At 73.7% G+C, this 11,712-nt stretch carries 12 protein-coding genes (1 of these 12 running past the window's edge); 1 reads left to right on the top strand and 11 read right to left on the bottom strand.

Going from position 1 to position 11,712, the window contains the following annotated elements:
• The 11 genes from trpA to ACFOWE_RS16615 all read right to left on the bottom strand — a co-directional run.
• Positions 1-767, bottom strand: partial view of a tryptophan synthase subunit alpha gene (trpA, locus tag ACFOWE_RS16665; protein WP_377288637.1) — the 5' portion only. It extends 31 nt beyond the left edge of the window; 767 of the gene's 798 nt are visible here — the first part of the coding sequence; it begins with the start codon at positions 765-767; its stop codon lies off the left edge, out of view.
• Positions 768-865: 98 nt separating this feature from the next.
• Positions 866-2,071 carry a tryptophan synthase subunit beta gene (trpB, locus tag ACFOWE_RS16660; RefSeq protein WP_377289171.1) on the bottom strand — a complete coding sequence of 402 codons (1,206 nt, stop codon included), beginning with the start codon at positions 2,069-2,071 and terminating at the stop codon, positions 866-868.
• A 44-nt stretch (positions 2,072-2,115) separates the two neighbouring features.
• Positions 2,116-2,925, bottom strand: coding sequence for an indole-3-glycerol phosphate synthase TrpC (gene trpC, locus ACFOWE_RS16655; protein WP_377288635.1), 810 nt, complete (start codon positions 2,923-2,925; stop codon positions 2,116-2,118).
• A 254-nt stretch (positions 2,926-3,179) separates the two neighbouring features.
• Positions 3,180-3,617, bottom strand: coding sequence for a DUF2752 domain-containing protein (locus tag ACFOWE_RS16650; protein WP_377288633.1), 438 nt, complete (start codon positions 3,615-3,617; stop codon positions 3,180-3,182).
• Between the two features lie 117 nt (positions 3,618-3,734).
• Positions 3,735-4,148, bottom strand: a complete 414-nt coding sequence (locus ACFOWE_RS16645; RefSeq protein ID WP_377288631.1) for a DUF4190 domain-containing protein — start codon at positions 4,146-4,148, stop codon at positions 3,735-3,737.
• Positions 4,149-4,373: 225 nt separating this feature from the next.
• Positions 4,374-4,973 (bottom strand): Trp biosynthesis-associated membrane protein, encoded by a 600-nt coding sequence (locus ACFOWE_RS16640; RefSeq protein ID WP_377288629.1) that lies wholly within the window; start codon positions 4,971-4,973, stop codon positions 4,374-4,376.
• Positions 4,970-5,317: a phosphoribosyl-AMP cyclohydrolase gene (gene hisI, locus ACFOWE_RS16635; RefSeq protein ID WP_377288627.1), complete on the bottom strand. Its 348-nt coding sequence runs from the start codon at positions 5,315-5,317 to the stop codon at positions 4,970-4,972. The genes ACFOWE_RS16640 and hisI overlap by 4 nt, the downstream gene beginning before the upstream one ends.
• The gene (locus ACFOWE_RS16630) at positions 5,299-5,937 is read right to left on the bottom strand and encodes an HAD domain-containing protein (protein ID WP_377288625.1); all 639 of its coding nucleotides are present in this window, start codon (positions 5,935-5,937) and stop codon (positions 5,299-5,301) included. The genes hisI and ACFOWE_RS16630 overlap by 19 nt, the downstream gene beginning before the upstream one ends.
• A 19-nt stretch (positions 5,938-5,956) precedes the next feature.
• Positions 5,957-6,913 carry a polyphosphate kinase 2 gene (gene ppk2, locus ACFOWE_RS16625; RefSeq protein WP_377288623.1) on the bottom strand — a complete coding sequence of 319 codons (957 nt, stop codon included), beginning with the start codon at positions 6,911-6,913 and terminating at the stop codon, positions 5,957-5,959.
• A gap of 93 nt (positions 6,914-7,006) precedes the next feature.
• Entirely contained in the window at positions 7,007-8,806 is a 1,800-nt protein-coding gene (locus tag ACFOWE_RS16620) for an ABC transporter ATP-binding protein (protein ID WP_377288621.1), read from the bottom strand.
• The gene (locus ACFOWE_RS16615) at positions 8,803-10,713 is read right to left on the bottom strand and encodes an ABC transporter ATP-binding protein (protein ID WP_377289169.1); all 1,911 of its coding nucleotides are present in this window, start codon (positions 10,711-10,713) and stop codon (positions 8,803-8,805) included. Before ACFOWE_RS16615 ends, ACFOWE_RS16620 begins: the two co-directional genes overlap by 4 nt.
• A gap of 339 nt (positions 10,714-11,052) precedes the next feature.
• Here ACFOWE_RS16615 and ACFOWE_RS16610 point away from each other — a divergent pair, with 339 nt between their 5' ends.
• Entirely contained in the window at positions 11,053-11,685 is a 633-nt protein-coding gene (locus ACFOWE_RS16610) for a TIGR03085 family metal-binding protein (protein ID WP_377288619.1), read from the top strand.
• Positions 11,686-11,712 lie beyond the last annotated feature (27 nt).

Below are 11,712 nucleotides of genomic sequence, written 5' to 3'. Positions count from 1 at the left end.
GCCCCGAGCCCGCGGCCCGCCGCCAGGCCGGAGGCCTCGTCGGCGGCGTCCAGCAGGCGGCGGATGAAGGCCGATCCCACGATCACGCCGTCGGCGTAGCCGGCGACCTCGGCGGCCTGCCTGCCGGTGCCGACCCCGAGCCCGACGCAGACCGGCAGGTCGGTGTGGGCGCGGGTCCGCTCGACCAGGCCCCGCGCCGCCGAGCCGACCGAGTCGCGGGCGCCGGTGACGCCCATCAGCGAGGCCGCGTAGACGAAGCCGGTGCAGCACTCGACGACGGCCTTGATGCGCTCGTCCGTGGAACTGGGGGCGACCAGGAAGACGGTGTCGATGCCCGCCGCGGCGCTGGCCTCGCGCCAGGGCCCGGCCTCCTCCGGGGTCAGGTCCGGGGTGATGGTGCCCACGCCGCCCGCGTTCGCCAGGTCGCGGGCGAACCGCTCGGCCCCGTAGCGGTCGATCGGGTTCCAGTAGGTCATGACCAGGGTGGCCGCGCCCGTCTTCGCCACGCCCTCGACCGTGCGCAGCACGTCGGCGATGCGGGTGCCGTTGGTCAGCGCCCGGTGCACCGCGTCCTGGATGGTCGGGCCGTCCATGAGCGGGTCGGAGTACGGCAGGCCGATCTCGATCACGTCGCAGCCCGCCTCCACCATGGCGGTGGCGGCCGCGATCGCGCCGTCCTTCGTCGGGAATCCGGCGGGCAGGTATCCGACGAGGGCGGCGCGGTCGTCCGCCTTCGCCTTGGCGAACACCGTCTGGAGAGTCGTCATGGTTCGGTTCCGTTGCGGATCGGGGCCCCTGCGCCCCCTCCGGCGCGGGGCCGGAAGGGACGCCGGGTCGGCCGGCGGGGTTTCGTCAGAGGTTTTCGTCAGAGGTCGAAGTACTTCATCGCGGTGCCCATGTCCTTGTCGCCGCGGCCGGAGAGGTTGACCAGGATGGTCGCCTCGGGGCCCAGCTCGCGGCCGAGCTTGAGGGCTCCGGCCAGGGCGTGGGAGGACTCGATCGCCGGGATGATGCCCTCGGTGCGGGCCAGCAGCGCGAACGCCTCCATGGCCTCGGCGTCGGTGACGCCGTGGTAGGCGGCGCGGCCGGTGTCCTTCAGCCAGGCGTGCTCGGGGCCGACACCGGGGTAGTCGAGACCGGCGGAGATCGAGTGCGACTCGATCGTCTGGCCCTCCTCGTCCTGCAGGACGTAGGTGCGCGAGCCGTGCAGCACGCCGACCGAGCCCTCGGTGAGGGTCAGCGCGTGCTCCCCCGTCTCCAGGCCCCGGCCGCCGGCCTCGTAGCCGTGCAGCGCCACATCCTTGTCCTCGATGAAGGCGTGGAAGATGCCGATCGCGTTCGACCCGCCGCCGACCGCCGCGCAGACGGCGTCCGGCAGGGCGCCGGTCAGCTCCAGCATCTGGCGGCGGGCCTCGACGCCGATGATGCGGGCGAAGTCGCGGACGATCGCGGGGAACGGGTGCGGGCCCGCGATCGTGCCGAACAGGTAGTGCGTGCTGTCGACGTTGGTGACCCAGTCGCGGAAGGCCTCGTTGATGGCGTCCTTGAGGGTCTTGCTCCCGTTGTGCACCGGGATCACGGTCGCGCCGAGCAGCTTCATCCGCGCCACGTTCAGCGCCTGGCGCTCGCAGTCGACGGCGCCCATGTAGATGACGCACTCCAGGCCCATCAGGGCGGCGGCGGTCGCGGTGGCGACGCCGTGCTGGCCGGCGCCGGTCTCGGCGATCACCCGGCTCTTGCCCAGGCGCTTGGTGAGCAGGGCCTGCCCCAGCACATTGTTGATCTTGTGTGCGCCGGTGTGGGTCAGGTCCTCGCGCTTGAGGATGATCCGGGCGCCGCCCGCGTGCCCGGCGAAGCGCGGCACCTCGGTGAGGGTGGTCGGCCGGCCCGCGTAGGTGCGCAGCAGGTGGTCGAACTCGCGCAGGAACTCCGGGTCGTTCCTGGCCCGGTCGTACTCGGCGGCGACCTCGTCCAGCGCCGGGATGAGCGCCTCGGGCACGTAGCGGCCGCCGAAGACGCCGAACTTGCCGTTCAGGTCGGGGTCGTCGCCGTGCACGCCGTGTCCGGCCAGGTCGGCCGCGGTGAGGATGGTCTCGTGCGTCGCTGTCACTTGTCCTACTGCCCCTCGGGTCGGGATGCGGGGTGGGCTCCGGCGGTGACCAGGTCGACCACGGCGGCCCGCGGATCCCTTCCGGTCACCAGGCTCTCGCCGACCAGGACGGCGTCGGCCCCGGCCCTGGCGTAGGCGAGCAGGTCGTGCGGACCGCGCACACCCGACTCTGCGATCTTGATGATGCCGTCCGGGATCTTCGGGGCCAGGTCGGCGAAGACCTCCCGGTCGACCTCGAGGGTCTTGAGGTTCCGCGCGTTGACACCGATGATCTTGGCTCCGGCGTCCAGCGCCCGGTCGAGCTCCTCGCCGGTGTGCACCTCCACCAGCGGGGCCAGCCCGATCGACTCGGCCCGCTCGATGAGCGAGACGAGGGCGTTCTGGTCCAGCGCGGCCACGATCAGCAGCGCCAGGTCGGCGCCGTGCGCGCGGGCCTCCCAGAGCTGATAGGAGGTGACGATGAAGTCCTTGCGCAGCACCGGGATGTCGACGACGGCGCGGACCGCGGCCAGGTCGTCGAGGCTGCCGCCGAAGCGGCGCTGCTCCGTCAGCACGCTGATGACGTGGGCGCCGCCGGCCTCGTAGTCGGCGGCCAGCGCCGCCGGGTCGGCGATCGCGGCCAGCGCGCCCTTGGACGGGCTGGAGCGCTTGACCTCGGCGATGACGGCCACCTGGTCGCCGCCCAGCGCCTTGTAGGCGTCACGGGGCGCGGGCGCCCGCTCGGCGCGCTCCTTGAGGTCGGCCAGCGACACGGTCCGCTGCCGCTCGGCCAGATCGGCCCGGACGCCCTCGATGATTTCGTCCAGCACGCTCATGCGGCCTCCCCGCGACGTCCGGAGGTCACGCCCGCGGGCGCCGCCGTGCCTGTGGTCCGCCCGCTCCGCTCGCCGAGACCCCCCGGGGTCTCCTCCGTCGCCCTCGTTCGCAAGCTGCTGCGTCTGACGGCTCGCTCGCTCCGCTCGCTCACGGGTCAGGTCCCTCCCGATCGGTTGCCTTGTCCTGCCGATGCTATCGGCCTGACCGAGGTCGAACCGCCACAGGGGCGGGCGTGCGTTCCGCCGCGGGACCGCTATGGGGCCAGGAATTCCCCGATCGGTAGGTTTCGCCCGATCCAGAACGTCACCATCAATACGAGAAACGCCCATGCGTACCCGGGACGCGTGATCTTTACCGGGAAGGCCGTTCCCCGCCAGGCCGCGACGGTCCAGCACGCCCACAGCAGCACCAGCGCCGCGGCCAGCGGCACCAGGACCGGGTTGAGGTCGAACGCGGCGGCCAGGTCTCCCCGGGTGAGGGCGTGCACGGCCCGCAGGCCGCCGCAGCCGGGGCAGTACAGCCCCGTCAGCGTCAGGAACGGGCAGGCCGGGTAGCGGCCCGGCTCGTTCGGGTCCACCGCGCCCACGAAGGCGGCCCCGGCCGCCACCGCCGCCGCGGCGCCGAGCGGCGCCGGCAGGGCGCGCCATCCGCGCCGCCCCGGGCCCCGCGCCCCGGCCGCCGTCCCCGTCATCTCCGCTCCCCCGGTGTCCCCCCGCGCCCCGGCCGACCGCTCCCGGCCTCCGGCCCCGCCCCCCGCGGTCCCGTTCGCGCCGCCCGCACCCGCCGCTCCGGCCGTCCGCCGGGCGGGTCAGACGCCCGAGTACGCCGCGCCGAAGAAGAGTCCCAGCATCCCCAGGTAGAGAAGGGCGACGGCCACCCAGGCGGCCACGCCGACGTAGGACAGGACCAGGCCGGCGATGGCCATGCCGCGGCCCTCCTCGCCCGTCCTCTTGATCTGGCTCAGCGAGACGTGCCCGAGCACGATGCCCACGATCGAGGTCACCCCGCACGCGAACAGCCCCACGATGCCCAGGACGAGGGCGGCGACGGCCATGCCGTTGTTGGGCCGGGGCGGCGGCGGAGCGCCGTAGGCGTACGGGTCGTAGCCGTAGGGGTCGTAGCCCCCGGCGGGCGGCCCGCCGTACCCGCCGTTCCCTCCGGGAGGACCGTAGCCTCCGCCCTTCGGCGGCTCGTACCCACCGGGCTGGTTCCCGTAGCTCATGGAATTCCCCTTATCGCACTCTGCGGGCGCAAAGCTTAGTGACACGGTATCCGTCCCCACAGGGCCGGAACCGCGCCGTGGGCAAGTTGTGACCGGGCGCCCGCCGCCTCCCGCGGCCCCGGCGCCCGTGAGTCCCGGAACCAGGTCCCCGGAACCGACGGCCCCGGCGTCCGCGGCCCTCAGGGCACTCGGTCCTCAGGGTCCGCGCCCTCAGGGTCCGCGCCCTCAGGGCGCGCGGTCCTCGGGGTCCGCGGTCGGGTCGGCCCCGCGGTCGATCGCGTCCCACAGCACCCGCTCGGTGACCGGGCCCCCGGCGGGACCGTCCCCGCCGTGTCCCCGACGGTCGTAGCGCCGGGACATGCCGGGCCAGCGGGGCCCCCGTGCCGCGGCCACCGCTCCGGCGGCCAGCAGCAGCAGCCCGCCCGCCGCCGCCACCGCGGGCCAGACCCAGTGGATCCCGAGGTACCCGCCCGCCGCCTCCCCCGCGGCCCTGTCCGGCATCACCGCGGCCGGCACGCCTCGGCCGACCCCGTACCAGACGCCGGCGAGCACACCCAGCCCGCAGAGCGCGATCACCACGCCGACCGCGCGGCGCACCGCGCCGCCCGTGGCGAGCACGGCCACCACCGCCGCGAGGGCGGCCAGCGCCACCGGGCCCAGGAAGGGCACGATCGCCGAGCCCGTCAGGACGGACGGCCCGGCGTCATCGGCCCAGGTCGCGCCGGAGCCGGGTTCGGCCCAGCCGCGCCCGGCGGCCAGCAGCACCAGCCCGGCCCCGGCCGCGCAGAGCGCGGCCCAGGTCCACAGCTCCCGCCGGGCGCTCACGCCCGGGTCACCGTCAGCTCGTCCGCGTCGAAGCAGGTCCGGTCGCCGGTGTGGCAGGCCGCGCCGACCTGGTCCACCTTGACCAGGAGCGTGTCGCCGTCGCAGTCGAGGGCGACCGACTTGACGTGCTGGGCGTGGCCGGAGGTCTCACCCTTCACCCAGTAGGAGCGGCGGCTGCGCGACCAGTAGGTGGCGCGGCCGGTGGTGAGCGTGCGGTGCAGGGCCTCGTCGTCCATCCAGGCGAGCATCAGCACCTCGCCGGTGTCGTACTGCTGGACGACGGCGGGCACCAGCCCGTCGGCGGTGCGCTTCAGCCGCGCCGCGATCACGGGGTCAAGGGGCATGCGGTCATTCTGCCGCACCCGCCGGCCTGGTCGTCCTCGCCCCGATCGTCCTCGTCCTGGCCGCCCCCTGCCGGGTCCCGCCCGTCACGGCCGGAGACCGCCCGGGCCCCGGCGGTCTCGCGGGCCCAGTCCCCGAGGAGGGCGAAGTCCTCCGCCAGCAGGCCGACGGCGGGGTCGACGCGGTGCAGCAGCGCGGGCGCCGGATGGCAGGCGGCCACGTACTCGCGGTCGGCCTCGCCGATCTCGTCGTCCACCCAGGCGAACGCCCGCCCGTCCGCCCAGTCCACCAGCTGCCGGGTCTTCCAGTGCACGCCGTCGCCGCGGGCGGCCCAGTGGAGCTCGTGCCACTCGACGACCGGCAGGCACGGCAGGCCCAGCCGCGGCGCGATCCAGGCGTTGGCCTCGTGCCGCCAGGTCGTGGCCCAGACCAGCTCGTACGGCAGGGCGAGCAGGGCGGCCCCGTGGCCCGGGTTGAGCAGGACGCGGAGTGGGCCCGGCTGGTCCTCCCAGCCGAGCGGCCGCATCAGGTGCGCGGTGTAGCCGTCGGGGCGCGGCTCGGCCGCGTACGGGTTCAGCGGCCCGTCCACGTCCAGCAGGAGCAGGGGCCGGGCATCGCGCACATCCCGACCATAGCGGACCCTAACGGGTGCGGTCGTCCACCAGCACGTCGGCGGCCTTCACCACGATCCTCGGGTCGGGGGTCCCCACGACGGCGTGGTCCTTGTTCTCGTACTCGAACAGGTTCAGGACGTGCCGCATGGCCTCCACCCTGGCCCGTTTCTTGTCGTTGCTCTTGACCACCGTCCACGGCGCCTCCTCCGTGTCGGTGTGCAGGAACATGTCCTCCTTGGCCTCGGTGTACTCGTCCCACTTGTCCAGCGACTGCAGGTCCATCGGGGAGAGCTTCCACTGCCGCACGGGGTCGACCTGGCGGATCAGGAAGCGGGTGCGCTGCTCCTTGCGCGAGACGGAGAACCAGAACTTCACCAGGTGGACGCCGTCGCGCACCAGCATGCGCTCCAGCTCGGGCGCCTGCCGCATGAACTCCAGGTACTGCTCCGCCGTGGCGAAGTCCATCACCCGCTCCACCCCGGCGCGGTTGTACCAGGAGCGGTCGAAGAAGACCATCTCCCCCGCGGCGGGCAGGTGGGCGATGTAGCGCTGGAAGTACCACTGGGTGCTCTCGCGCTCGCTGGGCTTCTCCAGCGCCACCACGCGCGCGCCGCGCGGGTTGAGGTGCTCCATGAACCGCTTGATCGTGCCGCCCTTGCCCGCCGCGTCGCGCCCCTCGAACAGGATCACCAGCCGGCCGCCGGTGTCCTTGATCCAGTACTGGAGCTTGAGCAGCTCGATCTGGAGCAGGCGCTTGATCCGGTCGTACTCGTCGCGGGACATGCGCTCGTCGTAGGGGTAGTGCTCCCGCCAGGTGTCCACCGGACGACCGTCCTTGCGGAGCAGGACCGGGTCGTCGTCATCGTCGTCGTCGACCAGGAAGTCGTCCAGATCGTCCATCAGGTCGCTCTCGGCCACAGCCGCGCGCACCCCCGGAGGCAGCAGGTCGACGTCCGCGTCGGACCGGTCGGGATTCGCGTCCATACCGGGCCACTGCCACCAGGAGTGCGCTTTAACCCTGAAAAATGTCCCTTTTGTCGCTATTTTCAGATCTTGTCATTCCCTGCCGCCCGCCGTTCACGAGCGGGCGGCCGAGACCCAGGAGGCGTGCAGGTCGGCGTAGACGCCGGGCACCGCGACGAGCTCGGCGTGCGGGCCGCGCTGGACGATCCGGCCGCGATCGAAGACGAGCACCTCGTCGGCCGCCTCCGCGGTGGAGAGCCGGTGCGCGATGGAGACCGCGGTACGGCCCCGCGTGACGCCCTCCAGAGCGCGGGCCAGCCGTACCTCCGTCGCCGGGTCCACCGCCGAGGTCGCCTCGTCCAGCAGGAGCAGGTCGGGGTCGGCCAGGTAGGCGCGGGCCAGCGCGACGAGCTGGCGCTCACCCGCCGAGAGCGACTCCCCGCGCTGGCCGACCTCGGTGGCCAGCCCGGCGGGCAGCCCCTCCAGCCAGTCGGCCAGGCCCAGCTCGGTCATGGCCAGCTCGATCTCCGCGTCGGTAGCCGACGGCCGCCCGAACCGGATGTTCTCCGCCAGCGTGCCGTCGAACAGGAACCCGTCCTGCGGCACCATGACGATCCGCTCGCGCAGCGAGGAGAACCGCACCCGGCGCAGGTCCACGCCGTCCACGGTGATCCGGCCGGAGACCGGGTCCATCAGCCGGGTGAGCAGCTTGGCGAAGGTCGTCTTGCCCGAGCCGGTCTCCCCCACCACCGCGACGCGCGAGCGCGGCGGGATGTCGACCGAGACGTCGTGCAGCACCGGCTCCCCTCCGGGGTAGGCGAAGCCGACGCGCTCGAAGGAGACGGAGATCGGGCCGCGCGGCAGCTCCGCGCCCTCCTGGCCGGGATCGGCCACGTCGGGCGGGGTGTCGAGCACGCCCAGGACGCGCCGCCATCCGGCGATGGCGTTCTGCGCCTCGTTGAGCACCTCGGTGGCGATCTGCATCGGGGAGACGAACAGGGTGATCAGGAACAGGAAGGCGACCAGGGCGCCCTCCTTGATCTCGCCGCCGACGCCCAGGTAGGCGCCGAGCAGCACCACCCCGGCGATGGCGACCGCGGCCACGACCTCGGTGAGCGGGAAGACGGTCGCGACGATCTTCTGGGTGCGGGCCTGCGCCGCCTTGTTCGCCTCGATCGTGGTGTCCAGCCGCTCGGCCGTGCGCGCCTCGGCGCCGTAGGCCCGGATCACCGCCGCTCCGACGACCGACTCCCCGACCGCCGAGAGCATGTCGCCGGTCCGCTCCCGGACCCGCGTGTAGGCGGCCGACAGCCATCGCTGGAAGCGCGGCAGCGCGACCATGAGCGGCAGGAAGCAGAGCCAGACCAGCAGGGCGAGCTGCCAGGAGTAGATGAACATCAGCACGCTGGCGACCAGCAGCTGGCCCGCCGCGACGATGATCATCAGACCGCCCCACTGCATGAAGGCGCTGATCTGGTCGACGTCGCCGGTGACCCGCGAGACGAGGGCTCCGCGCCGCTCGGAGTTCTGGGTGAGCACCGACAGGTCGTGCACGTGCCGGAAGGCCCGCACCCGGAGCGTGGCCAGGGACGTCTCGGTCGACCGGTAGAGGCGGACGTTCATCAGGTAACCGCAGGCCGCGGTGACCACCACGGCCGCCGCGCACAGCAGCACGACGGTGCGGATGAACGGCACGTCGGGCACCGGGCCCTTCAGGCCCGTGTCGATGATCTGCTGGACGGCGATGGGCACGATCACCTTGCCGAGTGTGGCGAACACGGCCAGCACGAGCGTGCCGGCCAGCCCCCTGCGGAACTCGGGCGTCAGGGACAGCCCGTGCAGGACGGTCGCCAGCGCGGACCGCTCGACGCTCTGGAGCCCCCGGGTCTCCGGGGGCGTCTGGACTGCCGTCACGCGCTCACTTCCTCGTCCGTGCCGATCTCTCCGGCGCCGTCGGCGCCGTCGGCGCCGTCGATGCCGTCGATGCCGTCGATGTCCTCGATGCCGCCGGGCCCCGGGTCCGCTGCGCCCACTGCGCTCTCCGCGTCCTCCGCGTCCTCCGCGAGCGCCACGCGCTCGGCCTCCTGGCGCTCGTAGGCGGTCACCAGGTTGCGGTAGCCCTCGCAGCGGACGATCAGCTCCTCGTGCGGCCCCCGGTCGGCGACGCGGCCGTGCTCGAGGTAGACGACCTCGTCGGCCAGGGCGATGGTGGCCATCCGGTAGGCGACGACCACCACGGTCGAGGCCGCCGGCGAGGCGGCCGCGTCCCGCAGGCCGGCCAGGATCTTCGCCTCGACCTGGGGGTCCACGCTGGAGGTCGCGTCGTCCAGGACGAGCAGCCGGGGACGGCGCACCAGGGCGCGGGCCAGGGCCAGGCGCTGGCGCTGGCCGCCGGACAGGCTGGTGCCGCGCTCGCCGACCATGGTGTCGAGCCCGGACGGCAGCGCGCTGACGAAGCCCTCGGCCTGGGCCAGGCGGAGCGCCGCCCAGACCTCCTGGTCGTCCGCCCGCAGCCCGAGGGTGATGTTGCCGCGCACCGTGTCGTCGAAGAGGAACGCCTGCTGCGGCACCAGCGCCACCGCGTCGCTGACCGCGCCGCGCGCGGCCCGGCGCAGATCCGTGCCGTCGATGAGCACCGCCCCCTCCGCCGGGTCGACCAGCCGGACGAAGGTCTGCACCAGCGTGGACTTGCCCGAGCCGGTCGGGCCGACCACGGCCACCGTGCGGCCCGGCTCGACGTCGAAGTCCACTCCGGACAGGACCGGGAAGTCGCCGTAGGCGTAACCGAGGCCGCGCACCGACAGGCGGGCCGGGCCCTCGGCGTCCAGCGTGGCGGTGCCGTACTCCATGGAGCCGGTGGCGGTCAGGACCGCCTGGACCCGCTCGTAGCCGACGACGGCGCGGGGCAGCTCGGCCAGCACCCAGCCGAGCGCGCGGATCGGGAAGGAGAGCAGGGTGAACAGGTAGGCGACCTGGACCAGGGTGCCGACGCTGACCTCGCCGCTCTCCAGCCGGAACGCGCCGACCAGCAGCACGGCGAGCACGCCGAGCGTGGGCAGGGCCTCCAGCACCGGGTCGAACAGGCCGCGCACCCGCCCGACCTCGACGTTGGCGTCGCGCAGCCGGTGCACCTTGGCCTCGAAGCGGGCGGTCTCGGTGTCCTCGCGGCCGAGGGTCTTGACGACCAGGGCCCCGTCGAAGCTCTCGTGCGCGATCTCGCTGACCTCGGCCCGCAACTGCTGGGCGCGGGTGGCCAGCGGACTGAGCCTGCGCTGGTAGACGAGGTTCAGCAGGGCGATGGCCGGGAAGATCAGGAAACCGACGAGCGCGAGCATCAGGTCGGTGAGCAGCAGCGCGACCGCGGCGGTGACCAGCATGACGACCACGCCGACGGCCATCGGCAGCGGGGCCAGCGGGGCCCAGGCGGCCTCGGCGTCGGCGCTGGCGTTGGAGAGCAGCTGGCCCGTCGGGTGGCGGTGGTGCCAGGCCAGCGGGAGCCGGAGGTACTGCCGGGTGACCTCCCGGCGGGAGCGGGCCTGCATGCGGTACTGCATGACGCCGGCGAAGAAGCGCCGGCCGGCCACGCCCAGCGCCTTGAGCACCGCGGTTCCGAGGATGAGCAGCATGCCCGCCCAGAGCGTGCCGGCGGCGACCTCGCCCGCGGCGAAGGCGGGCCGCACGGCGTTGTCGATCGCCCAGCCCAGCGCCCACGACGAGGCGACCGTCATGGCGCCGTAGAGCGAGCTGAACAGCACGGCGGCGGCGAAGACGGCCTTCTCCGCCCGGATGGCCACCCCCAGCACGCGGAGCCCTTGGCGCATGACGGCGGACGTCACCTTGCTCGCCACTTGTGGGGGTGTCCTTTCGACGGGGATGTCGGTCTCTAAGTGAGTATCACGCCGGACCGACACGTTATTCCCGCCCCGGCGCATTCCATGATCGCCGGCTCGCGGCGCCCCGGCCGCCGGAACGCGCTCGCGACCGCCCCGCCGGACCGGTCCCGCACCCCGTCAGGCCGCACGACCGGCCGTCCCGCCGCACCCGCCGTGCCCTCGTCGCCGCACCGTGCCCTCGTCGCCGCACCGCGCCGCGGCCCTCCGCGATCACCGGGCGGACGCCCTTTCCGGTTGCTCGCACAACGGTCTTGTTAGGATCACGGAATGACGCACGCCCGCGCCGAACGCGCCGAGCTCAGCGACCTGTTCCTGCGGCTCGGCCCGGACGCCCCCACGCTCTGCGAGGGCTGGACCGCCTTCGACCTCGCCTCCCACCTCGTCCTGCGGGAGCGCCGCCTCGACGCCCTCCCCGGCATCGCCCTGCCCGCGCTGGCCGGCCACACCGCCAAGGTGCAGGAGTCCCTCAAGGCCCGGCACGGCTTCGCCGGCCTGGTCGAGCTCGTCCGCTCCGGCCCGGCGGGGATCTACGGCCTGGTCCCCGGCATGGACGCGGCCGTCAACACCATCGAGCTCTTCGTCCACCACGAGGACCTGCGGCGGGCCCAGCGCACGTGGGAGCCCCGCACGCTCCCCGCCGACCTGGAGGAGCTGTTCTGGAGGCGCGTCCGGGCCGCCAGGGGGCTGCTGCTGCGCCGTTCTCCGGTCGGCGTCGCGCTGCACCGCATCGGCGGCGGCGTCGCCCTCGGCGGCCCCTCGGGCGGCGCCCGGATCGAGGTGACCGGCCCGGCGAGCGAGCTGCTGCTGTTCTGCTTCGGCCGGCAGGCCCACGCCCGGGTGGACCTCAGCGGCGAGGACGCCGCCGTGGCCCGCCTGATGGACGCGTCCCTGGGAGTCTGACCGGAGCACCGGCGGCGCCGGGCGTCC

This window comes from Planomonospora corallina (genome assembly GCF_042650625.1).
Taxonomy (GTDB): Bacteria; Actinomycetota; Actinomycetes; order Streptosporangiales; family Streptosporangiaceae; genus Planomonospora_B; species Planomonospora_B corallina.
This window is presented reverse-complemented; position numbering and strand designations above follow the sequence as displayed.